Consider the following 21,870-nt stretch of genomic DNA (forward strand, 5'->3'; position numbering starts at 1 on the left):
GCTCCACATAATGGACTCACAACAGCGCCAAATGGGTATTCAATCGGCGCCAAGGAGACAGGATGCAGCCGAACTTCCTTTTGTTCATTACGGACCAGCAGCGCGCCGATCACCTGGGATGCTACGGCAACCCGATCGTGCATACCCCCGAACTGGATGCGCTGGCGCGGCGTGGGTGGTCCGCCGACCGCTTCTACGTTGCCTCGCCCATCTGCATGCCAAACCGGGCGACGCTGATGACCGGCCGGATGCCGTCCGTACACGGCGTGCGTCATAACGGGATTCCCTTATCGCAACGCGCCACGACGTTTGTCGAGCGTCTGCGGCAAGCGGGCTATGCCACGGCGTTGATCGGCAAGGGCCATCTGCAGAACATGACCGGCAAGGGCCCGGTGTGGCCGCCGGCAGGCAGCGATCCGTCGCAAGGCGAGGCCTGGACCGCCGAGCCGGGCAACTACGATCAGGAGTGGGGGCCACTTTGGCGCAACGACCCCACTCATGACCTGCAGACGCCGTTCTACGGTTTTCAGCGGGTGGACCTGGCCGTCGATCATGGCGATCAGGTCTGGGGGCACTACGAACGCTGGCTCGCCAGGGCGCACCCGGAAGTGCGACGCCAATGGGGCCCTGAACATGCGCTGCCCGCGCCCGGGTTCGTGCTGACCGAACACCATCAGGCATGGCGCACCCGCGTGCCGGAAGAATGCTCCACCACCGCCTATCTTGGCGACCAGACCATTCGGCAGCTACGCGAACATGCGGCGGGCAAACAGCCGTTCTTCATCCAGTGCTCGTTTCCCGATCCGCACCATCCGTTCACGCCGCACGGCAAATACTGGAGCATGTATCGCCCCGAGGACGTCGCGTTGCCGCATTCGTTTCATGCCAGCGCGGCGCCGGACCATCGGCCGGCCCCGCATGTCGCCTGGCTGTACTGGCAGCGGGACCAGCGCAAGGCCGTCAAGCACACGCCCGCCATCTTCGCGTGCACGGAACGCGAGGCGCGCGAGGCCATTGCCTTGAACTACGGCTCGATCAGCCATATCGACGCCACCATCGGGCGCGTCCTGCAAACCCTGCGCCAGACGGGGCTGGACGAGAATACCGTCGTCATCTTCACCAGCGACCACGGCGATTACTTTGGCGATCATCAGCTGCTGCTCAAGGGGCCTGTCCACTTTCAAAGCCTGATACGCACCCCATTCATATGGCACGATCCCCACGCCCGACCCGCCGCTGCCCGCAGCCAGGCGCTGTGTTCCACCGCCGACATCGCCGCCACCGTGCTGGACCGCGCCGGGTTGCCCGCCTACAACGGCATGCAAGGCGCCTCGATGTTGCCGTTGATGTCCGGCGCGGTGGAGGCATTGCGCGATGCGGTGCTGATCGAAGAAGAGGGCCAGCGCACCATGTTCGGCTTTGCCGGCCGCACCCGCATGCGCACCCTGCAAACCGCTAGTCATCGTCTCAGCGTCTATGCCGACGCGACCTGGGGCGAACTCTACGACTTGCAGCACGACCCCCACGAGCTGCGCAACCTGTGGGACGAACCGGCTTGCGCCGCGCTGCGCGCCGAGCTGCTGTTCGAACTGTCCCGCAGCATGATCCGTCACGCCGAGACCAGCCCGCATCCGTCGGCCATTGCCTGACACCTTCCCATTCCGGCGCCGGCCGCTGTGCCGCCGCCTTGCAGGAGATTCCCATGTTGAAGTCGTTCCTGTTCTGCATTCCGTTGTTGTGGGTGGCGCCGCCCGTGGCTGCGGCGGATTACCCGGCGCGTCCCATCCGGCTGATCGTCAACTTTCCTGCGGCAGGGCCACTGGATATCGAAGCGCGGGCGATTGCACAGCATGCCGGCAAGCTGCTGGGCCAGACGATCGTGGTGGAGAACCGTTCGGGCGCATCAGGCAACATTGGCGCCCAAGCCGTGGCGCAGGCCGCGCCTGACGGCTATACGCTGCTGATGACGCTGGATACGGTCATGACCGTCAATCCCTACATCTTCAAAGGACTGGACCGCGATGTGACGGATCGATTGACGCCCGTGAGCCTGGCAGGCACGATTGGCATGACGCTGGTGGTGCGGCCGGACCTGGGGGTTACGACACTGGGCGAGCTCGTGCAGTATGCCAAGACCCATCCCATCGCCTATGCCTCGGCGGGATCCGGCAGCCCGGGCAATCTGGCATTCGAGAAGCTGCGATTGGCGGTGGGGATGGAAGCGGCGCACATTCCCTATCGCGGCAATGCGCCCGCGGTCAACGCGCTGCTGGGCGATCAGATCCAGGTCGGCTTCCTGGGCACTCCTGGCGTGCTGCCCCAGATAAAGGCGGGAAAATTAAAAGCGCTGGCGGTGGCCGGCAGCACGCGGGACCCGGATCTGCCCGACGTTCCCACCGTAGGCCAATCTGGTGTGAAGGCGCTGGAAGGTTACGACGCCACGTTCGCGTACCTGGTGATGGCACCCAGGGACACGCCCCAAGAAGTCGTGAAGGTGTGGGAAGCGGTGCTGGCCAGGGTATACGCCTTGCCCGAGCTCCAGCAGACCATGGCGGGCCTGGGCGTGCGGGGGCCGTTCGCGGGAACGGAGAGGGCCAAAGACTGGGTGCTGCGGGAAGGCGGGGGGTGGAGCGCGGTGATAGAGGGGGCAGGGATTCGGGGGGAGTGATGAGCTGGGCCGCATCTTCGTGCATTAGCGGACTAGATCGTGCTGTAAATGTCTGCGTGATTCTCTATGATCGTGGCTTGAGTTCAGGCGCAGAGCGCCACCACATCGACGCGATATCAGAGAGAAGTGCATGCTTCCAGCTTGGAACTTCCAAGGTGTTATTCCGCCAGTGCGGCCCGGCGTCGAAGGGCATCTGTCAGATCGATCTCCCTGCAAATCATCGCTGCGTACCTTCATCGATTCGATGGGTACGTCCTCCGCTCGTCTTAATATTGTTGAAGGGCTGCTGGCGTTTCGCCAAGAGATTCACAAACTGGGTATCACCTCTGGATTTCAATGGCTCAACGGTAGCTTTTCAGAGAACATAGAGTCCACCGAAGGCAGGAACCCTAGAGATATTGATGTGGTGACGTTTTTTCAACTGCCCTCTGGAGAAGATCAAGCGTCAATTGTGAAAAGAAACCCTCAGCTTTTCGATCCGGATTTTGTGAAGCGCACGTATCGAGTGGATGGGTATTTGGAAGTCCTGGGAGTCCCTTTGGAGTCTCGATCCGTTCAACGGGTCTCCTATTGGTATAGCCTGTGGCCGCACCGAAGAGACGGCATGTGGAAGGGCTTCGTCCAAGCGGATTTGAACAGCATCGAGGATGCCTCAGCTATGCAGGCTTTGGGTCAAAGCCGGGTAGAGCAGGGAGTCTTGCCATGATTCAGCGTCGTGACGCGCTTTCTTCAGAAATTCGAGAACTGGAACAGATGCTGGACGGCATTCCTTCAACTGCCGTCATCCAACGCATCTCGCTTGAAAGCAGACTGAAGTCTGCACGCGAAGCACTGGAGCAAGAGCTTGCTTGTTGCCGACCTTCGCATGCCAGACTGACTTTTCGAGGAAAGCCCGTAGTCGGGAACCACGGCATTTCTGCTGACTTTGGCGGAAAAGCGTCGAGTGCATTTGCCGACGCATTTGCGGCGGTAGTGGCAGGTTTGAATGAAAGTCTTCAATTCATGGGGCCTATTCCGGACAGAGCGAAGAATCAGCTGCTTATCACGGGTACTTCGACGGGTTCCTTTGGTTTCGAATTCGAATTGCCTGCGGCTGGTCTGTTCCCGGATCAAGAGAAAACAGGGGATGCGTTGCAGAAGATGGTGTCATTGTTAGAGGCCTCGGCAAGCGGAAGTGACGACGATGTTGCCGAACTGGTTGATGCGATTCACCCCCGCGCCGTCAAGAAAATCTCAGAGTTTCTTGGGCTGCTGGCCCAGAACCAAGCTTGGTGTGGTCTTGAGTTTCGGGGCAAACGGTTTCGATTCGACGGCTTTGAGCAACTTGGCAGGTCTGCCAGCCGGCTCTTGGCGAAGACAACATCAAAGAGCACAGAGAAATCTATCAAGGCGAATTTGTCGGAGTGCTGCCCAACAGCCGAACCTTTGAATTTCAGGCATCCAACGGGCTTATCAAGGGAAAGATTGGTCCCTCTATTGAAGACCCCGATTTGATCCTGCGGGAGTGGCTGAAGCGAGATGTCACTATCACGTTGTCAATAGTTCAAGTAGGTCAAGGCCGCCCTCGCTATACCTTGCCGTCTCTTCCGGACTGATCCGCGCTTTCGGGTGCTCGGATTGCAATGCGAGGTGGCGTTGCTCGTGGATTTCTCAGCGGAATTATCCGCCGAACATCGCCGCTACCCGTTCCTGTATCTCAAATACATCCGACACGACATACAGCCCCACACTCTCTTGCAGCTGGCTGTTATCCGGTGGGGTTTCCACGCAGGCCTTGACCAGCACGAACTGCCCCGCCGGATCGGGCATGAATTTCATGCCCGACACCGACATGCGTTCAATGTGCAAGGCGCCATCGTTGTAGCGGTGGCCTTTGGCGGGCAGGCCGTTCAGTTCATCCATTGACGGCACGTGGTCGAAGACCGCGTCGTAGAACTCGATGATCGGGCTGCTGTTGGTGTTGGCGCAGCGATGGACGTAGGCGGCGTGGTAGCGGCCGTCCAATTGATACGACACGACATCGCCGGCCCGGTAGAAGGTCAGGCTGTCGGGTTGCCCGGGGGCGCGCTTGAGCGGAGTCGGCGGCGTATGCAGGAACGCCTGCTTGATCGCCGGCGTCTTGCGGTGGAAGTCATCGCTGAGCGCAACGGCATCGTTCAGCGCGTCGATAGCGGCTTCGGCCTGCGCGTTGAGGGTGGCGTCGGCGATCCCGTATTTGTGCAGCAGGATGGCCAGCGCGACAGCGGTCTTGTGGCGGTACAAGGGCAATACCGTCTCGTCGCTTGCCTGCAGCACGCAGTTCCAGCGGCGCAATACCTGCGGCAGGGCGCGGGCGCCCGGGTTGGCTGCCAATGCGGCATCGTGCCTGGCGTAGGCCATGAGGCGCGTCATGAGCCGGGCCAGGTCTTCGTCCAGCGTCTGGACCAAGGTGTCGGCGGCCAGCTTGCTCAGGGCCTGGGTGTGAGTGATCGTGGCCATGGTCAGGTCATTCTTGAGGTGGGTTGGGCGTGGCCGCGGACCAGGCCCAACCGTGTTCCGACAGGTCAGGCTGCAACGCCTTGAACGCTTGCTGCGCACCGGCCTGCCCGGGAAACACACCGGCCTTGTCCGGCCAGAACAGTTGAACGCAAGGAAAGTCGTCGCCGCCGTGGAACCAGCGGTTCCAGCCCAGGTGGTCTCGGTAGTGTGATCGGTCGACCGGAACCAGCAGGGCCTTAAAGCCGCGAAACAGGGTGTCGGTGGGTACGCCGATGGGCGGTGGGTTGCCGGCTTCGATCATGCGGTACAGATTCCACAGCACGTCGTGGGTGACTTCCGGCGGCAGGGAAAAGACGATGACCTCCGGGAATCCGTGACCGACCCAGAATCCGGTCGTGAACGAGAAGCCGGGCTGGTCACCTTCAGCGTAGATCTCGGTGCGAAACCAGCCGTGCTCGCGGATCTGGTCGACGAAGCGTTGCTCGTCGGCGTCCAGAGCGTGGGCGGGGGCGTCCAGGGCGGTGGCGATGTCGGGGATGGGCATGCGGGCTCCGAAGGGCGTACGGGCGAGGGGCCATTGTAGTGGCGGCGCCTGGACCGTTCGGGGCGTGGCCGATGCTGATCTTCATCGCCCTTCACGGATCGATTGAATTCGCTCCTCGGTGGAAGGGTGCCTGGATTGCCAGCCATGCGTTCCGGGGGGCTTGTCGGCGCGCTCGCTCAATCGTTGCAGCATGACGGCCAGCAGTGTCGGATCGCGATTTGCCTTGCGCAACAGGGCGACGGCGCTGGCGTCGGCTTCACGTTCGAAATCGCGCGAGTAGGACAGGTCCATCAACCCGGCGCCGAGCAGGCCGATGTCATGGCTCAGGCTGGAGATATCGCCCGTGACGAGCACGGCGACGGCGGACAGGCCGGCCAGGCGACCCAGGCGGCGAAGGCCATGACGGTGTTGGACGTGGCCGATCTCGTGGGCCAGGACCCCGGAGAGGTCGTCGGGGGTCTCTGCCAGGGCGACGAGCTCGTCGGTCACGATGACCAATCCGCCGGGCAAGGCCAGGGCATTGGCGCCGAGGGTCTTGCCGCCCAGGCGAAAGACCAGTCGCAGGCTGCCGCCGGGAACGTCCGCCTGGGCGGCCAGGTCATCGAAGACGGCCTGGATGGCCTGGCGGGTGGCGACGGGTAATTGAGTCGGCTGCAGACCCAGGCTGTCCAGCGATTCCATGGCGCTGGCGCCGATATGGGTTTCTGCAGAACGGGGGAGGAGCCGGGCGGCGGCGTCGCCCGCCCAGGGGATGGCCCAGCGCAGACTGAGCAGGATCATCACCGTGATGGCGACGGCGATCATCAGGCCCGGTGCGCGCAGGTATTCCAGGCGATGGACCAGGGTGCTGCGCCGGCGGCCCAGCGTCTTTTCCAATAGATCGACCTGGTCGTTGTCGCTGGTTTCAAAGACAGAGCCGTCGGGTAACGGCGTGCGACGGGCGGCATTGCCGATGCGGCTGGACCAGCGCAAGGCGCGGGGCGCAAGCGGCAGCCGCGTGGCGGTGTCATCCAGCCAGAGGCGGCCGTCCGACTGCCATTCCAGGGTCGCGGCACGGTGGGCGGCAGAGCCGGGTGCGAAGAGTCGGCCGGGTATTTCGCCGCCGCACGAGGTTGTCGGGCAGTGCGACGGGGTGTTGCCCGGGCTGGCCACACCGCCCGAATGCGCAGGGTCAGACGATACCGGCATTGGCAAGGCCTTCCAGTTGGCTGAATTCGCCGCCGAACGCGCCGGGCACATAGGATGGTTGCGACATGGCCTGATCCAGCCCGGGCGCGGCGAGCAGGGTGATGCTTTGCATCTGGTAGCGGTACTGCCGGACATGGACCCAGGGGTAGGCGAAGGTCAAGGTCAAGAGGCTGATGACGAGCCCGGAAACCACCAGCCAGACGTAGCGCGATGGCGACAGGTGACATTGCAGGTGGTGACCGCCCGCGATCACGCATTGATTGAGGATCTCTTTGCGGGCGCTGGCGTGGTAATAAAGGCCGCCGAGAAAGAACGCTGCGTACAGGCCCACCAGCATGATGTTCAGCATTGCAAAAGAGGCTGCGACGTCGCCGTCGGGGGCCTGCCCCGCGGGCAGGTGCAAGATGCCGAAGACCTGCAGCACCGCGGTCAACGAAAAATGTCTGCCGGTCGCTTGGCCTTTCAGGTGGACAATCAGCGCGACGAACAGGCCGACGCCGATGAAAATCAATATGGCGCGAGCCAGGGCGGCATACAGGGCGCCGAGTCTGGGCGTGCTGGAAAAGTGGAATTGGCCGTAAAGATAGCCGCCGGCCATGTACCTCGCTTGATATTGCGTGACCAGTGGCGCCAGAAGCCCCAGCGAGAGCAGGCTGATGAGCGGCAACAGCAGAAATGCAATGAATGCCTGGCCGTAGCTGGGGAGAAAGCCGAAGCGTACGTTGCTCCAGGACGTCATGTAGGCATTGAAGCGCAACCCCGCGTTGATGGCCCAAGGCAGGACAATCAGCAATAGCAGATACCAGATCAATGCGCTTCGCGGCCAGAGAAAGTCCAAGACTATCGTGGCGACAATGATCAAAAACGCGATCAGGCGACCTTTGAATATCCGGCCGCCGGTGGCGTGGTAATCAAAACCCTGACCATTCAGGGTGGTATGGCCGTAGAACCACCGCAAGGTACGGACCTTGGCCCACGCAGACCAGATGCCCAGGGTGACGATGTTCAGCAGCATATTGACGATCCAGACGCCGAAATAGTCGCGCGCGGTGCCGTTGAAGCGTATGGACAGGCGTTGTAGAGCGGGGATCGATAGGGTGGCGCTGAAGCCTGGCGTGCTGCCTGCGGCGGGCTGTACGGCGATGTCTTGCTGGGGCATGACTTGAGTTCCGTAGGTGATTGAATCAGCGACGGATCGTAGTCATCGGAAAACGGGCCGAACATTAGATAAATCTGATTTTTGGTATTTGTTCGACGTTCGAGCGCCTGGCATGCAATACGCCTGCCGGTAAACTGGGTGGCTCGTCGCAGTCCGACCGCTGAAACCATACGATCCCCATCCATGCCCCCCTCCTACACCGCTCTCGCCGACGCCCTGCGTACCCCGGTTCTCGGACCCGCCGATCTGGATTCCCTGGAGACGTTCTTCAAGCGTCCGGAAGTCAGCGCGTTCTACGGCGACATCCAGGAGCCGGCGCAGGCCGACGCCGCCTTGCGGTGGTGCGCCGACCTGCTGCCGAGCCTGCATCCCGGCCGTGCCTCGGCCCTGGCGTTGATGTGCGGGTCGTTGGTGGAAGATGGCGCCGATCCGACGCTGCTGTTTCCGACGTTGCTGGCCCTGCTGCGCCCATGGCTGGAAACCCTGCAGCCGTACTGCGCGCAGGAGGTGGAAGAGGACGACGACGAGGTCGAAGAGGCTGACCGCCAGGCCTGGCGCGACGCGCAGGCGCGGCTTGAGGCGGTGCCGGACGATCAGCGGTGGCAGGTCGATGCGCTGGTGGAGTCCGTGGACACGTTGGTACTGCCGATGATGGCGATGGTGATGCGCGACCGTGGCAATCATCAGGCGTTGATCGACGATGATGCGCTGATGCAGCGGCTGTATGCGATGACCACGCTGAACGACAGCCTGCCGTTCGAGCAGTTGCATTTTCTGTGGCTGGCCTCGCGGATCAGCTACGACGATGAACTGGTGGTGGTGTTGCCGGCCTCGGCAACCGGCTTCGTGGCCAAGGCGCATGGCATCAACAACAACTTCCATGCCTTTACGCTGCTGCAGATCTTGATCGGCGAACATGCCCAGGCGCTTGGCGTGCAGCGTGAAATCGCCCCGCGCGAGCCGGATGCCGATCGCGATACGGCGGACTTTCAGTGGTTGCAGGTCGATGCCTATGCGGGCGGGACGCTGCAGAACATCATGCGCCTGGCCTGGGGCGAAGCCGCGCTGCGCGATAACGCACCCAAGGCCGGCAAGCGGGTGCTGATTGCGCTGGAAACGGACGAAGGCATGAAGCGAAATTGGTCGGGCTTCAATGGCGCGATCCACGACGCGCAGCAGCCGTCGATGACATTCAAACGGTACCTGACGCCCCAGGAAGTCGCGTCGTATCTGGCTTGACGGAGGCCGGCATGCTCGTCTTCGTGTGCCAGACCGACTTCCCAGATGCGATCCACGGGGCTGGCTTCGGCGAGGACGCGATTGTCGGTTTGCAGCAGGAAGTCCCGCAGGCTCCCGGAACGGGCAACATGCTGGATGCGCGTCCGGTGCGGGGGGGCGTGTCGCGAAGGGGGCTCAGTGCCTGCCGCTATCCACCGCCAGATGCTCGCCCGCGTCGTGCACATGGATGCGCCGGCGATCGGAAATCAGCCAGTACAACCCGCCGCTTACCGCAGCCCCCAGGAACCAGGAATAGGGCGCGACGGGTTCCAGGCCGGGCGCCAGCGCGATGACGATGGCCAGCGTGGCCGACGGCGCCAGGGCGATCAAGGCGCGGGGGTTGACGCCCCGGACGTAGAAATAGGTGCCGGTGGCGGCCTCGGTGTACAGGTCGGACACGTGCACGCGCGTTTTCCGAATCAACCAGTAGTCGGCCATGATGATGCCGTAGAGCGGACCCAGCAGGGCGCCCAAGCCCGACAGGAAGTACACGATCACGACGGGATTGCCGTAGATCTTCCAGGGCAGGATCAACACCGCCAGCGTGGCGCTGATGAGGCCGGCACGGTGAAAGGTCAGGTAGCGCGGCGCCAGGTTGGTCAACACGAAGGCCGGGGCGACGAAGTTCGCCATGATGTTCACGGCCAGCGTCACGATCAACAGGGCCAGGCAGCCCAGCACCAGGAACACCTTGTCGGGAATGGCGGCAACGATGTCGGCAGGGCTGGTGATGACGCGGCCATCGATGCTGAACTGGGCGCCCGCAAGCAGGACGCTGATCGCGGCGAAGACCAGGATGTTGACGGGCAGGCCCCAGAAGTTGCCTCGCCGGATGCTCTGGGCGCTGGGCGCCGAGCGGGCAAAGTCGCAGAAGTTCAGCAGCAGGGTGCCGTAGATGGCCAGCCACAGGGCCGCTGCCGAGAATACGCTGTTCCAGGCGGCGAGCCCGGTCGGGGCGGCGCCGGTGGACCACGCGATGTGGCCGTCCACCCGCGACACCATCCAGATCGCCAGCGCCAGCACGGTGACCAGGATCACGGGCCCGGCGCAGCCTTCGAATTTGCGCACCATTTCCATGCCGTAGGCCAGGATGGCCAGCTGCACCAGCCAGATGGCCAGAAAGCACACCCAGCCCAGGCCGGACAAGCCCAGCAGGCCGCCATGGTCGAAGCGAGTCAGATCAGGCGCTACCGCAACCAGCAGCACGTGCAGCACCAGCGACGCCAGGTAGGTCTGGATGCCGAACCAGGCGATGGCGATGACGGCGCGAATGATGGCGGGCAACTGCGCCCCGCGGATGCCGAAGCTGACCCGGCTGATGACCGGAAAAGGCACGCCGGTGCGCTGACCCATGTAGCCGGACAGGTTCATCAGCAGGTACACGAGGGTGGCGCCCAGGGCCATGGCGGCGAGGATCTGGCCGGCGGACATGCCCATGGCGAACAGACCGATGGCGAAGGTGTAGTTGGCCATGTTGTGCACGTCGTTGGTCCAGAGCGCGAAGAGGCTGTAGGCCCCCCAGCGCCTGCCTTCGATCCTGGCGGGCGCGAGGTCGGCGTTATGCAGCCGCGGGCTGAGTGGGTGCGGGCCGGGTTGGGGCGCAGCGCCGGAATCGGCGGGGCGCTGGGGAGAGGGGCAGGGGGCGGAGAGCGGGTTCGAATCCATGGCGGAATGCCTTTGTGATGCGCAAGGCAAGACACTACCGTCCGTGGCGTGGGTCGCCGGCTAGGACGCGTCTGATACTGGTTTCAGGGTCTTCCCCAGGGTGCGGCGGGCCTCGGCGCCTGGCAGGCGCGAGAAATCGATACCAAGGTATATGCCCGCCGGCCTGTTTGGAACGCCCGGTCGCCCCTACACTGCCGCTTGTCGCAAACCTAAAGGAGCCCGCCGTGGAAGACGACGGAAGTACCCGAACCGACGGCGCATGCCGGGCATGACAGGTCTGCTCGACACTTCTTGCCAGCCGCCGCGCGCATCCGGATAACGGAGCCGCCGCGCCACGCATGCGCCACCCCAACGCCTTCGGGCGGATCTCCCTGATTTCAGGAGACGCGCATGCTGTTTCATACTCAATCCCCGACCTCTGTACGCCGGACGCCTACCGCGCCGGCTTTCATCACCCTGACGTTCTACGGCAGCCCCGCCGTGCTGGCCTCGATCCGCAAGCGGCTGTACGAGGAACTGCGCCAACGCGACGAAAGCGTGGCCGACGTCCGCTATTCGGCCGACGGCGACCAGGCCTGCACCGCCATCAGCCTGCGTAGCGACACCGGCAACCCCTGGCCCTTGATCACCTGGCTCAGCGATCTGTGCCGCGACATGGGCGTGCAGACGCTGCGCGTGGGCGTGTCGCCGGCGGCCCGGGCGCAGCCTGCGCCGGTGGTGGCACCGACGCACCTCTGATCCCGCCAATTTCGATTTTCCCTATCCATCGAGCCTGTGCTCGTCATGGACCGGGGACGCCTGCGCACGCGCGTTGGCGTCCCCGGCCGATGACGATCGCGGGCAGGAGCAGCGAACATGAAGCAAGTCCAAGAAGCGACGCTGCCGGCCCCGGGCGGGCCGCGCAGCGAAAAGAACCGCACGCCGGATGCGGCGGCGGACAAGCGCCGAACGATGCCGGTGGCGCGCCATGCCGGCCTGTCGGTGCAGGACAGCCTGCAGGCGCTGCAGACGCAGCGGTCCGGCCTGGCCGACGCCGACGTCATGGTGCGGCGCGCCGTCGACGGTATGAACGAAGTGGCGCACGACAAACCGGCGCCCGCCTGGCTGCAACTGCTGCGCGCGTTCCGCAATCCGTTCGTGCTGGTGCTGCTGGGCCTGGCGGCGGTGTCGTACCTGACCGATATCCAGTTCGCCAATCCGGCCGACCGGGACTGGACCGGCATCATCATCATGTTGACGATGGTGACGATCAGCGGCCTGCTGCGCTTCATCCAGGAATACCGCTCGGGCCGTGCCGCGGAAAAGCTCAAGTCCATGGTGCGCAGCACCGCCACGGTATTGCGGCGCGACAGCCAGGCCAGCGAGCCGGTGCGGCGCGAGGTGCCCATGAACGAGCTGGTGCCCGGCGACATCGTCGAGCTGCAAGCGGGCGACATGATTCCGGCGGACATCCGCCTGCTGCAGTCGCGCGACCTGTTCATCAGCCAGGCCATCCTGACCGGCGAAGCCCTGCCGGTGGAAAAGTACGACACGCTGGGCAGCGTCAGCGCCAAGCGCGCCGATGCGAAGGCGGGTGAAAACGCCGAGCTGCTGGACCTGGCCAACATCTGCTTCATGGGCACCAACGTGGTCAGCGGCACGGCCACGGCGGTGGTCGTGGGCACGGGCGTGAACACCTACTTTGGCTCGCTGGCCAGGAACGTGGTGTCGACCAAGCGGGTCGAGACCAGCTTTGACCGCGGCGTGAACAGCGTGTCGTGGCTGCTGATCAAGTTCATGCTGGTGATGGTGCCGATCGTGTTCGTCATCAACGGCGTCACCAAGGGCGACTGGGTCACGGCGCTGACGTTCGCGCTGGCAGTGGCCGTCGGCCTGACGCCGGAGATGCTGCCGATGATCGTCTCGGCCAACCTGGCCAAGGGGGCGGTGGCGATGGCGCGGCGCAAGGTCGTGGTCAAGCGCCTGAACTCGGTGCAGAACTTCGGCGCGATGGACGTGCTGTGCACGGACAAGACCGGCACGCTGACGCAGGACCGCATCATTCTCGAACATCACTTCAACGTCGACGGCGAGATCGATGACGAGGTGCTGCGCCTGGGTTGGCTGAACAGCGTGAACCAGAGCGGCCAGCGCAACCTGATGGACCGCGCCATCCTGGCGCGCGCCCTGGACCTGCGCGGTTGGGAACGCAGCGACGCCTACGGCAAGGTCGACGAGATTCCGTTCGACTTTGTGCGGCGGCGCCTGTCGGTGGTGGTGCGTGGCGCCGACGGCAGCCTGGAGATGATCACCAAGGGCGCGGTCGAGGAAATGCTGGCGGTGAGCACCGGGGTGGTCTGCAATGGCCGCGAGCAGCCGCTGGACGCGGCCCTGCGCAAGCGCCTGCTGCGCAGCGCCGAGGCCTACAACCGCGATGGCTTCCGGGTGCTGGTGGTGGCTTCGCGGCGGCTGGAAGACACGGGCCGCACGCAGTTCCAGACCGCCGACGAAAGCGGGCTGGTGGTGCGGGGCTTCCTGACGTTCCTGGACCCACCCAAGGATTCGGCGCAGGCCGCGATCCGCGCGCTGAACGACTACGGCGTGGCGGTGAAGGTGCTGACGGGCGACAACCCCATCGTGGCCGCCAAGGTGTGCCGCGATGTCGGCCTGGACCTGGGCACCGAGCGCGATGGCCGCGTGATGCTGGGCAGCGATATCGAGCAGATGGACGACGTGGCGCTGTGCCGCCGGGTCGAGAAAGCCGTGCTGTTCGCGAAGCTGACGCCGCTGCAGAAGTCGCGGGTGGTCAAGGCCTTGCAGGCCAACGGCCATACCGTGGGCTTCCTGGGCGACGGCATCAACGACGCGCCGGCCCTGCGCGACGCCGACGTGGGCATTTCGGTGGACAGCGGTGCCGACATCGCCAAGGAAACGGCCGACATCGTGCTGCTGGAAAAAGACCTGATGGTGCTGGAGCAAGGCGTCATCAAGGGCCGCGAGACCTTCGGCAACATTCTCAAGTACCTGAACATGACGGCCAGCTCGAACTTCGGCAACGTGTTCTCGGTGCTGGTGGCGTCGGCCTGGCTGCCTTGGGAACCGATGCTGTCGCTGCAATTGCTGATCCAGAACCTGGTCTACGACATCTCGCAGCTGACGCTGCCGTGGGACCGCATGGACGAAGAGTTCCTGAAGAAGCCGCGCAAATGGGAAGCGGGCAATATCCAGCGCTTCATGCTGTGGCTGGGCCCGACGTCGTCGGTGTTCGATATCACGACCTATTTCCTGATGTGGACGGTGTTCGGCGCCGGGGCGGCGTATGCGCTGCATGGCGGCGACGGCGGCCAGACCATCATGAATTCGGGCTGGTTCATCGAAGGCCTGGTGTCGCAGACGTTCGTGGTGCACATGCTGCGCACGCGCAAGATTCCGTTCCTGCAAAGCACGGCGTCGTTGCCGGTGTTGCTGTCGACCACGATTGCCATCGGGCTGGCGTGCTGGCTGCCGTTTTCACCGATTGCCGAGTCGATTGGCTTCGTGGCCCTGCCGCCCGCGTACTTCGGCTGGCTGGCGCTGACGATCCTGAGCTACGTGGTGCTGACGCAGCAGGTCAAGACGTTCTACATCCGCCGCTACGGCCGGTGGTACTGACATGCCGGGAGAATCCTCATGGAAAAGGCATTCGAGGAAATGCGCAAGTTCTCGCGCGACATGCATGAGTACGAATCCGAACGCATGGCGCGCCGCGGGGGCGACCTGCCCGATATCCCGGACGGCCCGCTGATTCCCCTGCGGCTGCTGGTGCCGATGCTGCTGGTCTGGACGTTGGGCGTGGGCGGCATCCTGTGCCTGCTGCCCTGATACGGTGAGGCGTTGAAAAGGGCAAGACCGGTATGTCGGTCTTGCCCTTTTCGTTGGAGCGGATGAACGGTGGTGGCGCCGGAGAAGACGGGCAGCGCCAAACCCGAGGAGCGGGCCGTGCCGCTCAGGCGCCGCCGTGCAGCATCTGGATCACGCCCAGCGCGATCCAGATACCGACGAGCACGGCGCCACGTGCGATCCAGAGCGTCTTGATGGAGAGTTTCATGGGAGGCTGCCGATGAGCGTTGAAGGAAGGGCCGCAGCGGCACGGCCGTGCCGCCCCGGGGCCTGGAAATTATAGGAATTGGCCTGGCGCGACGCGAGACGGGATGGGTTTGGCCGGCATATACCTTGGTATACGCCCGCTTTCCAGAGGGGGGCCAGGGCCTCGGCAGTCTCTACAATGGCGTGTCGCGGCGCGCGGCGGCTTGCCGCTGGCGCAGCTTTCCTTCCACCAGGGTTGTCGCACCATGTTCCAGAAGCCGGCCAGGTATTTGAAGCAGCGCCCCGGCGCCGGTGTTGCGCTGCTTGTCGTGCTGATGGCGCTGGTGTTCCTGGCCGACACGTTCACCCGCCTGGAAATCGCCGTGGCGGTGTTCTACGTGGCCGTGATCCTGGCCGCGTTCAGCTTCCTGCCCCGGCGGGGCGTGACATTGGTGGCGGTGGCGTGTGCGGTGTTGACCCTGCTGAGCCTGTATCTGACGCCCAACGGCGGGGCGCTGCGCGAACTGGGGGTGATCAACGCATTGATCAGTATCGCGGCCATTGGCGTGACCGCGTACCTGGCGTTGAAGCGGGCCGCAGCAGAAGACGCAGCCTTCGAGGCCCGCACCCAACTGGCACGCATGGCCCGCATTCACAGCCTGGGCGAACTGACAGCGTCGATCGCCCACGAGATCAACCAGCCGCTGGCGGCCATCGCCACGAGCGGCAGTGCCTGCCAGCGCTGGCTGGAGCATGATCCCCCCAATATCGAACGCGCCTTGCGAGCCTTGCAGCGCATGACCGATGACGTGTCCCGCGCCAGCGAGGTGGTTGCACGCATTCGCCGCGATGCGCGCAACGCTACGCCGCAGCGCGAGCGGCTGGACCTGGCCGACGTGATCGGCGATGTGCTGGAGCTGGCTGGCGGCGAACTGGCCAGCCACGAAGTGGCCCTGTCGACCCGTATCCAGGAACGCGTACCCGCCGTGCTGGGCGACCGCGTGCAACTGGGGCAGGTGGTGGTCAACCTGGTGCTCAACGCCGTCGAGGCGATGCAGGAGACGCCGGTGGGCGCGCGCCATCTGACCCTGCGTCTGACGCTGCAGGCACCCGGCCTGGTGCAGTGTTCGGTGACCGACAGCGGGCCGGGCCTGAGCCCGCAGGCCCGCGAGCGTCTGTTCGACACGTTCTGGACCACCAAACCGGACGGCACCGGCCTGGGCCTGACCATCAGCCGCGGCATCATCGAGGGCCATGGCGGCCGGCTGTGGGCCGAGCCCGCCGCGCGCGGCGGCGCGGTGTTCTGTTTCACGCTGCCGGCGGCTGCCGAGGAAGAATCACCATGAATGCATCCACACGGCTTGAACCGGCCACCGTCCATATCGTCGACGACGACGCCTCCCTGCGCGACTCGCTGGAGGATCTGATGCACTCGGTTGGCCTGCCGGTGCGCGGCTACGGCTCGGTGCAGGAATTCCTGGACAGCGGCGCGGATGCCGGCCCGGGTTGCCTGGTGCTGGATGTGCGGCTGCCGGGCCAGAGCGGCATGGACCTGCTGCGCCGCATGCAGCAGGCCCGGCGGCGCCTGCCCGTGGTGATGATCACCGGCCACGGCGACATTCCGATGTCGGTGGCGGCGATGAAGCTGGGGGCCGTGGACTTCCTGACCAAGCCTTTTCGCGACCAGGACCTGCTGGACACGATCCACGCGGCGATCGAGCAGGACCGCGCCCAATTGGCGAACCTGACGGGTTCCCAAGAGGTGCGGGCGCGCTGGGACACCCTGACCGAGGGCGAGAAGGCCGTGATGGTACGGGTGGTGCGCGGCATGCTGAACAAGCAGATCGCGGCCGAGCTGAATGTCAGCGAGATCACCGTGAAGGTGCGGCGGGGACGGGTGATGCGCAAGATGCAGGTGCGCACGCTGGCCGACCTGGTGCGGGCGGGGGGGCAGTTGGGCGGTTGATCAGGCCGCTACTGTGGCTGTGCGGCGGCTCGCCAGACGTCCAGGAAATGGCGTTTTTTCAGCGGATCCAGATACACCAGCAAGCCCACGCCCAGGCCCACCGGTCGCACCCCGGCCGCCGGAATCACCGACGCGCCCACCGGCCGCATGCCGGATTGGCGGGCGATCATCTCCTGCCCGCGCGGCGACAGCAGGTAGTCCAGAAAGCGGGCGCCCAGGTCCGCACGCGGCGCCTGCCGCGGGATGATGGCCGAACGTGACAGCATCAGGGTGTAGTCCTGGGGATAGACCACGGCCAGCGGCGCGCCCTGGGCGATGCGGTGGCGGGTATAGGATTCCAGCAGGTTGTGCGCCAGCGTGATCTCGCCACGCTGCAGCTTGTCCAGTGCGTCTTCGGTGGACGCATGCACGGCCACGCGGTTGCGGCCGAACGCGGCCAGCAGGGCGCCGGCCAGACTGTCCAGGCGTGCATCCTGCGTGGCCGCCAGGTAGCCGATGCCGCTGCCTTCCACGTCGTAGGTCGAGATCCGGCCGGCCAGCGGCTGGTCGGGGGCTTGCAGCAGCGCCAGCAGCTCGCGGCGGGTGCGGGGCGCGCGGGCGGCGTCCAGCGTGCGGGTGTCGTAGACCATCACGATGGGGTCGGTGCCGATGCTGAAGACCTCGTCGCGCCAGTTGGCCCAGGCGGGCAGGGCGCGGGTCTCGGGCGATACGTGGGCTTGGGCGTAGCCGTCATTGACCAGCTTGGTCTGCAGGTCCATGGCGCTGCTGATGATGAGATCGGGGCCGGCCTTGGCATCGGGCGTCCGGGACGCCCGTGCCACGGTGTCGCTGTACAGCGCCTGGGTCGACAGTTCCGTGTATTCCAGCCGCACGCCCGGGTTGAGCCGGCTGAAGTCCTCCAGCACCCCGCGAAACACCTGCACGCTGTTGGATGCATGCACCACCAGCACCTGCTTGCTGGCGGCCGGGCCCAGCGCCAGGCCGTCGCCACTGGTTTCCGCGGCATGTCCAGCGGCTGCCCACAGCAGCGCGGTGCAGGCGGTGGCCAGGCGGGCAAGGATAGAAAGTCTAAGCGTCATGGCGTTTGACCGGCAGGATGATCCGGGCTTGCAGGCCGCCTTCGGGCCGGTTGCTCAGGCTGAGCCGGCCCTGGTGAATGTCGACCACGCGCTTGACGATCGACAGCCCCAGGCCCGCGCCCGGCGTGCGCGGATTGGGCCCGCGCGAAAAACGTTCGAAGGCGCTGTGCGCCAAGGCGGGCGCGATGCCGGGCCCGCCGTCGGAGACGGTGATACGCCAGTGTCCGTCGTCAGGTTCCAGCCGGATGTCGATGTGTCCGTTCGTCGATGCGCCATGGCGCAGGGCGTTGTCGACCAGGTTCTTGAAGGCCTCGCGCAGCATCAGGCTGTCACCGGGCACCCGCGCAGGCGTATCCGGCAAGTGCAGCCGGACGTCAGGCTGCGGATCCGCTTGCGGCACCGTATCGTACACCGCCTGGCTGAGCAGGTCGGCCAGGTCCACGGGTTCGAACTTGCGCAGGTTGCTGCGGTGAATGACGCTGGCATCGCTGAGCAACTGGTTGACCAGCCGCGACAGCTTTTCGGCATTGCGCAGCACGGCCAGCAGGCTGCGGCGCTGCTCGGCCGGGTCTTCCTCGTCCAGCGCCACCTCCATCTGCGCATGCAGCGCCGCCAGCGGCGTGCGCAATTGATGCGCCGCCTCGGCGATGAACAGGCGCAGCGTATCCAGGTTTTCCGACAGGCGCGCCATGAACCCGTCCAGCGAATGCACCAGCGTGTCGAGTTCTTCGGGCACCGGCGCCGCGATGGGATGCAGGTCCGACGCGCTGCGTCCGGCCAGCTCGCGTTCGATGCGCTGGATGGGCGACAGCGAACGGTGCAGCCCCCAATAGGCCAGCGCCAACGCCGCGGCGGTAAAGCCGATCAGCGCCAACGTGCCTTGCCACAGGATACTGTCGGCCAATGCGTCGCGGGCCTCGCGCGTCTGCGCCACCTGGATCCGCGCGGCTTCCGTGGCGCGCGGGCCGGCCACCTTGCGTTCCATCCAGGCCACGCGCACCGGCTGGCCCTGATAGCTGGCCGTATACAACTGCGGCGTATCAGCCGGGTCCGCACCGCGCGCAGGCGGCGCCGGCAGATCGGCATACCCCGAAATCAAGGCGCCATTGGCCGCCGCCACCCGATAGAACACCCGGTCTCGCGGCGCCTGTTCCAGCAGCGCCAGCGCCGCATACGGCATATCCATCTGCCAGTCGCCCTGCACCAATTGCAGGCTGTCGGCCATCGACAGCACCGACGCCCGCAGCAACTGGTCATACGTCGTGTCAGCCGTCTGCTGCGCATAGCCGCGCACCAGCAGATACAGCGCGCCCAGCCCCGCCACGAACAGCGCCAGCAGCATCGCCAGCAAACGGCGGCGAACGGAAATGCGCCGGGGGTGCACGGATCAGTCCCGCGAAGAATCAGAGGGCGGTGCAGAGACCTTCGCCGCGCCGGGCAGCGCGGCATCGGACCGGCCCCCGTCTGCCGCGCCGGTCCTGTCCGCCGCAGCCCCGGCATCGCCGACGGCCGTCAGCAGATACCCCGTGCCCCGCTGCGTCTCGATCCGCAACGGCGACCCTTCCAGCTTCTTGCGCAGCCGCGCGATATAGACCTCGATCGCATTCGGCGCCGCCTCGTCATCGAACGCAAACAGCTTGTTCGCGATCTCAGACTTGCTCACCGCCCGGTTCATGCCCGCCAGCAGAATCTCAAGCAGGCTGTATTCACGCTTGGGCAATTCAATCCGCTGCCCCGCCAGACTGACATGCCGCGCCGCGCTATCGATCACCAGTTCCCCAAACCGCAATACCCCCGCCGCCTGCGCACTGGGCCGCCGCAACAACGCCCGGCACCGCGCTTCCAGCTCACGAAAATCAAACGGCTTGGCCAGGTAATCATCAGCTCCCGTATCCAGCGCATGCACCCGATCTTCAATATCGATCCGCGCCGTCAACGCCAACACCGGCGTCTTGCTGCCCCGATCCCGCAACCGATGCAACACATCAAACCCCGACATCCGCGGCAGCCCGATATCCAGAATCACCAGATCAAAGGTCTCGTACTGCAACACGCCATCGGCACTCAAGCCATCACTCTGAAAATCCACGGCATGCCCCAGCCGCCGCAATCGTCGCACGAGCGCGTCGGCCAAATCTTCATCATCTTCAATAACGAGTATCCGCATCCCCAAATTGTCGCATGCGCCCCACCGCCGACCCCCACCCGACCAGTCACCAGCCAACGTTCAATCTGTCACAAAAATCCCCAAACTCACACCCCCAGCACCGAGCACCACCCCGGACGGCCTACATACCCACCGCTCCCACCAGCAACAACCCCCAACCCGCCCCGACCCCAATATTTCCGACAGGTTCCAGACAGCTTTTCTTCCTAGTCTTGCGCCCCAGCGCCCTGCAAGCCAAGGCCGCACATAACAACGACTAGTCGGAGATACCCCCCTCATGCTTCTGACCCTGCTCGGCTTCGGCATGGTGATCACGTTCATGACGCTGATCATGACCAAGCGCCTGTCGCCCCTGGTTGCCCTGATTCTCGTCCCCATCATCTTTGCCCTGCTCGGCGGCTTCGGCGCCGGCATCGACAAGATGATGCTCGACGGCATCCGCAAGATCGCGCCCACCGGCGTCATGCTGATGTTCGCCATCCTGTACTTCGGTGTCATGATCGATGCCGGCCTGTTCGACCCCATCGTCGGCCGCATCCTGCGCGCCGTCAAAGGCGACCCCCTGAAGATCGTCGTCGGCACCACCGTCCTCGCGCTCGTCATCTCGCTGGACGGCGATGGTTCGACCACCTACATGATCGTCGTCGCCTCCATGCTGCCGCTGTACCGGCGCCTGAAGATGAACGCCCTGTCCATGACCTGCCTGGCCATGCTCGCCAGCGGCGTCATGAACCTGACGCCCTGGGGCGGCCCCACCGCGCGCGCCGCCAGCGCCCTGCACGTGGACGCCGGCGACATCTTCGTGCCGCTGGTGCCGGTCATGGGCGTGGCCATCGTCGCCATCCTGATCCTGGCCTTCTTCCTGGGCCTGCGCGAGCGACGCCGCCTGGGCGTGCTGTCGTTGCCCGACGGTGCCTCGCTGCATGCCGGCTACGACGAAGACGGCCCCAAGAATTTGCCCGAGATCGAAGTCGACCACGACCTGCGCCGCCCCAAGCTCCTGTGGGTCAACGCCGGCCTGACCCTGGCGCTGATGGTCAGCCTGGTGCTGGGCGTGCTGCCGCTGCCCGTGCTGTTCATGATCGCCTTCGCCGTGGCGCTCATCATCAACTACCCCAACCTGGCCGAGCAGCGCCGCCGCGTGGCACAGCATGCCGGCAACGTGCTGTCGGTGGTGTCGCTGATTTTCGCGGCGGGCATCTTCACCGGCATTCTGTCGGGCACCGGCATGGTCGAAGCCATGTCGCGCAGCCTGCTGGCCGTGATTCCCGACGCTCTCGGCCCCTACCTGGCCGGCATCACCGCGCTGGTCAGCCTGCCGTTCACCTTCTTCATGTCCAACGATGCCTTCTATTTTGGCGTGCTGCCCATCCTGAGCGAAGCCGCCCAGGGCTATGGCATCAGCCCGGTGGAAATGGCGCGCGCGTCCCTGATAGGCCAGCCCGTGCACTTGCTCAGCCCGCTGGTGCCTTCCACTTATCTGCTGGTCGGCCTGGCCGGCGTGGAATTCGGCGACCATCAGCGCTATTCGCTCAAGTGGGCCACCATGGTCTGCCTGGTGATGCTGGCTGCTGCCCTGGCATTCGGTCTGTTCCCCCTGGTCGGCGCCGTCGCCTGATCCGTTTCGTCAAAGG

Annotated in this window: 19 protein-coding genes; 11 read left to right on the forward strand and 8 right to left on the reverse strand. The window is 64.9% G+C overall.

Going from position 1 to position 21,870, the window contains the following annotated elements; genetic code table 11:
* The first annotated feature begins 62 nt into the window (after positions 1-62).
* The 4 genes from AC6LJ2_RS08280 (at position 63) to AC6LJ2_RS08295 (ending at position 4,162) form a co-directional block, all read left to right on the forward strand.
* Positions 63-1,649: a sulfatase family protein gene (locus AC6LJ2_RS08280; RefSeq protein WP_498151167.1), complete on the forward strand. Its 1,587-nt coding sequence runs from the start codon at positions 63-65 to the stop codon at positions 1,647-1,649.
* A gap of 53 nt (positions 1,650-1,702) precedes the next feature.
* Positions 1,703-2,668 carry a Bug family tripartite tricarboxylate transporter substrate binding protein gene (locus AC6LJ2_RS08285; protein ID WP_498151168.1) on the forward strand — a complete coding sequence of 322 codons (966 nt, stop codon included), beginning with the start codon at positions 1,703-1,705 and terminating at the stop codon, positions 2,666-2,668.
* Positions 2,669-2,798: 130 nt separating this feature from the next.
* Positions 2,799-3,374, forward strand: a complete 576-nt coding sequence (locus AC6LJ2_RS08290) for a DUF6932 family protein (protein WP_498151169.1) — start codon at positions 2,799-2,801, stop codon at positions 3,372-3,374.
* Positions 3,371-4,162 (forward strand): hypothetical protein, encoded by a 792-nt coding sequence (locus tag AC6LJ2_RS08295; protein WP_498151170.1) that lies wholly within the window; start codon positions 3,371-3,373, stop codon positions 4,160-4,162. The genes AC6LJ2_RS08290 and AC6LJ2_RS08295 overlap by 4 nt, the downstream gene beginning before the upstream one ends.
* Before the next feature lie 165 nt (positions 4,163-4,327).
* On the opposite strand, the gene AC6LJ2_RS08300 is transcribed toward AC6LJ2_RS08295, so the two are convergent.
* The 4 genes from AC6LJ2_RS08300 to AC6LJ2_RS08315 all read right to left on the reverse strand — a co-directional run bounded on the left by AC6LJ2_RS08300 (position 4,328) and on the right by AC6LJ2_RS08315 (position 8,037).
* Positions 4,328-5,146 (reverse strand): hypothetical protein, encoded by an 819-nt coding sequence (locus AC6LJ2_RS08300; protein ID WP_498151171.1) that lies wholly within the window; start codon positions 5,144-5,146, stop codon positions 4,328-4,330.
* Positions 5,147-5,153: 7 nt separating this feature from the next.
* Complete coding sequence (locus tag AC6LJ2_RS08305; RefSeq protein ID WP_498151172.1) at positions 5,154-5,690, reverse strand: DUF4262 domain-containing protein; 537 nt, start codon at positions 5,688-5,690, stop codon at positions 5,154-5,156.
* 81 nt (positions 5,691-5,771) lie between these two features.
* Positions 5,772-6,878, reverse strand: a complete 1,107-nt coding sequence (locus tag AC6LJ2_RS08310; protein ID WP_498151173.1) for a M48 family metallopeptidase — start codon at positions 6,876-6,878, stop codon at positions 5,772-5,774.
* Positions 6,862-8,037, reverse strand: coding sequence for a DUF898 family protein (locus AC6LJ2_RS08315; protein ID WP_263910346.1), 1,176 nt, complete (start codon positions 8,035-8,037; stop codon positions 6,862-6,864). The genes AC6LJ2_RS08310 and AC6LJ2_RS08315 overlap by 17 nt, the downstream gene beginning before the upstream one ends.
* A 183-nt stretch (positions 8,038-8,220) precedes the next feature.
* Between AC6LJ2_RS08315 and AC6LJ2_RS08320 the strand changes: the two genes are divergently transcribed.
* Positions 8,221-9,276: a hypothetical protein gene (locus tag AC6LJ2_RS08320; protein WP_498151174.1), complete on the forward strand. Its 1,056-nt coding sequence runs from the start codon at positions 8,221-8,223 to the stop codon at positions 9,274-9,276.
* Positions 9,277-9,450: 174 nt separating this feature from the next.
* Here AC6LJ2_RS08320 and AC6LJ2_RS08325 read toward each other — a convergent pair whose 3' ends face one another.
* A complete protein-coding gene (locus AC6LJ2_RS08325; RefSeq protein WP_263910349.1) occupies positions 9,451-10,980 on the reverse strand; it encodes a cytosine permease in 1,530 nt (509 codons plus the stop codon).
* A gap of 390 nt (positions 10,981-11,370) precedes the next feature.
* Here AC6LJ2_RS08325 and AC6LJ2_RS08330 point away from each other — a divergent pair, with 390 nt between their 5' ends.
* The 5 genes from AC6LJ2_RS08330 (at position 11,371) to AC6LJ2_RS08350 (ending at position 16,990) form a co-directional block, all read left to right on the forward strand.
* Positions 11,371-11,718, forward strand: coding sequence for a hypothetical protein (locus AC6LJ2_RS08330; protein ID WP_263910350.1), 348 nt, complete (start codon positions 11,371-11,373; stop codon positions 11,716-11,718).
* A gap of 117 nt (positions 11,719-11,835) precedes the next feature.
* Positions 11,836-14,610, forward strand: a complete 2,775-nt coding sequence (gene mgtA / locus AC6LJ2_RS08335) for a magnesium-translocating P-type ATPase (RefSeq protein WP_263910351.1) — start codon at positions 11,836-11,838, stop codon at positions 14,608-14,610.
* 18 nt (positions 14,611-14,628) lie between these two features.
* Positions 14,629-14,820: a hypothetical protein gene (locus AC6LJ2_RS08340; RefSeq protein ID WP_025136995.1), complete on the forward strand. Its 192-nt coding sequence runs from the start codon at positions 14,629-14,631 to the stop codon at positions 14,818-14,820.
* A gap of 470 nt (positions 14,821-15,290) precedes the next feature.
* Entirely contained in the window at positions 15,291-16,370 is a 1,080-nt protein-coding gene (locus AC6LJ2_RS08345; protein ID WP_445658364.1) for a sensor histidine kinase, read from the forward strand.
* Complete coding sequence (locus AC6LJ2_RS08350; protein WP_263910353.1) at positions 16,367-16,990, forward strand: response regulator transcription factor; 624 nt, start codon at positions 16,367-16,369, stop codon at positions 16,988-16,990. The genes AC6LJ2_RS08345 and AC6LJ2_RS08350 overlap by 4 nt, the downstream gene beginning before the upstream one ends.
* A gap of 8 nt (positions 16,991-16,998) precedes the next feature.
* Here the strand turns inward: AC6LJ2_RS08350 and AC6LJ2_RS08355 are convergent, their stop codons facing one another.
* Genes AC6LJ2_RS08355 through AC6LJ2_RS08365 form a run of 3 tightly spaced genes read right to left on the reverse strand, consistent with a single transcriptional unit; the run spans position 16,999 to position 20,236 of the window.
* Complete coding sequence (locus AC6LJ2_RS08355; RefSeq protein WP_263910354.1) at positions 16,999-18,069, reverse strand: extracellular solute-binding protein; 1,071 nt, start codon at positions 18,067-18,069, stop codon at positions 16,999-17,001.
* Positions 18,059-19,453 carry a sensor histidine kinase gene (locus AC6LJ2_RS08360; protein ID WP_498151175.1) on the reverse strand — a complete coding sequence of 465 codons (1,395 nt, stop codon included), beginning with the start codon at positions 19,451-19,453 and terminating at the stop codon, positions 18,059-18,061. The genes AC6LJ2_RS08355 and AC6LJ2_RS08360 overlap by 11 nt, the downstream gene beginning before the upstream one ends.
* A 3-nt stretch (positions 19,454-19,456) precedes the next feature.
* Positions 19,457-20,236, reverse strand: coding sequence for a response regulator (locus AC6LJ2_RS08365; protein WP_263910357.1), 780 nt, complete (start codon positions 20,234-20,236; stop codon positions 19,457-19,459).
* A 277-nt stretch (positions 20,237-20,513) separates the two neighbouring features.
* Here AC6LJ2_RS08365 and AC6LJ2_RS08370 point away from each other — a divergent pair, with 277 nt between their 5' ends.
* Positions 20,514-21,854, forward strand: coding sequence for a CitMHS family transporter (locus AC6LJ2_RS08370; RefSeq protein WP_263910359.1), 1,341 nt, complete (start codon positions 20,514-20,516; stop codon positions 21,852-21,854).
* Positions 21,855-21,870 lie beyond the last annotated feature (16 nt).

The sequence above is a fragment of the Achromobacter sp. 1014246743 genome, from assembly GCF_059760725.1.

Coding starts and splice junctions, on each gene's coding strand:
- AC6LJ2_RS08300 (WP_498151171.1), bottom strand. CDS start 5,146: ATGGCCACGATCACTCACACCCAGGCCCTGAGCAAGCTGGCCGCCGAC.
- AC6LJ2_RS08315 (WP_263910346.1), bottom strand. CDS start 8,037: ATGCCCCAGCAAGACATCGCCGTACAGCCCGCCGCAGGCAGCACGCCA.
- AC6LJ2_RS08355 (WP_263910354.1), bottom strand. CDS start 18,069: ATGACGCTTAGACTTTCTATCCTTGCCCGCCTGGCCACCGCCTGCACC.
- AC6LJ2_RS08305 (WP_498151172.1), bottom strand. CDS start 5,690: ATGCCCATCCCCGACATCGCCACCGCCCTGGACGCCCCCGCCCACGCT.
- AC6LJ2_RS08325 (WP_263910349.1), bottom strand. CDS start 10,980: ATGGATTCGAACCCGCTCTCCGCCCCCTGCCCCTCTCCCCAGCGCCCC.
- AC6LJ2_RS08280 (WP_498151167.1), top strand. CDS start 63: ATGCAGCCGAACTTCCTTTTGTTCATTACGGACCAGCAGCGCGCCGAT.
- AC6LJ2_RS08340 (WP_025136995.1), top strand. CDS start 14,629: ATGGAAAAGGCATTCGAGGAAATGCGCAAGTTCTCGCGCGACATGCAT.
- AC6LJ2_RS08295 (WP_498151170.1), top strand. CDS start 3,371: ATGATTCAGCGTCGTGACGCGCTTTCTTCAGAAATTCGAGAACTGGAA.
- AC6LJ2_RS08330 (WP_263910350.1), top strand. CDS start 11,371: ATGCTGTTTCATACTCAATCCCCGACCTCTGTACGCCGGACGCCTACC.
- AC6LJ2_RS08345 (WP_445658364.1), top strand. CDS start 15,291: ATGTTCCAGAAGCCGGCCAGGTATTTGAAGCAGCGCCCCGGCGCCGGT.
- AC6LJ2_RS08370 (WP_263910359.1), top strand. CDS start 20,514: ATGCTTCTGACCCTGCTCGGCTTCGGCATGGTGATCACGTTCATGACG.
- AC6LJ2_RS08365 (WP_263910357.1), bottom strand. CDS start 20,236: ATGCGGATACTCGTTATTGAAGATGATGAAGATTTGGCCGACGCGCTC.
- AC6LJ2_RS08320 (WP_498151174.1), top strand. CDS start 8,221: ATGCCCCCCTCCTACACCGCTCTCGCCGACGCCCTGCGTACCCCGGTT.
- AC6LJ2_RS08310 (WP_498151173.1), bottom strand. CDS start 6,878: ATGCCGGTATCGTCTGACCCTGCGCATTCGGGCGGTGTGGCCAGCCCG.
- mgtA (WP_263910351.1), top strand. CDS start 11,836: ATGAAGCAAGTCCAAGAAGCGACGCTGCCGGCCCCGGGCGGGCCGCGC.
- AC6LJ2_RS08285 (WP_498151168.1), top strand. CDS start 1,703: ATGTTGAAGTCGTTCCTGTTCTGCATTCCGTTGTTGTGGGTGGCGCCG.
- AC6LJ2_RS08350 (WP_263910353.1), top strand. CDS start 16,367: ATGAATGCATCCACACGGCTTGAACCGGCCACCGTCCATATCGTCGAC.
- AC6LJ2_RS08290 (WP_498151169.1), top strand. CDS start 2,799: ATGCTTCCAGCTTGGAACTTCCAAGGTGTTATTCCGCCAGTGCGGCCC.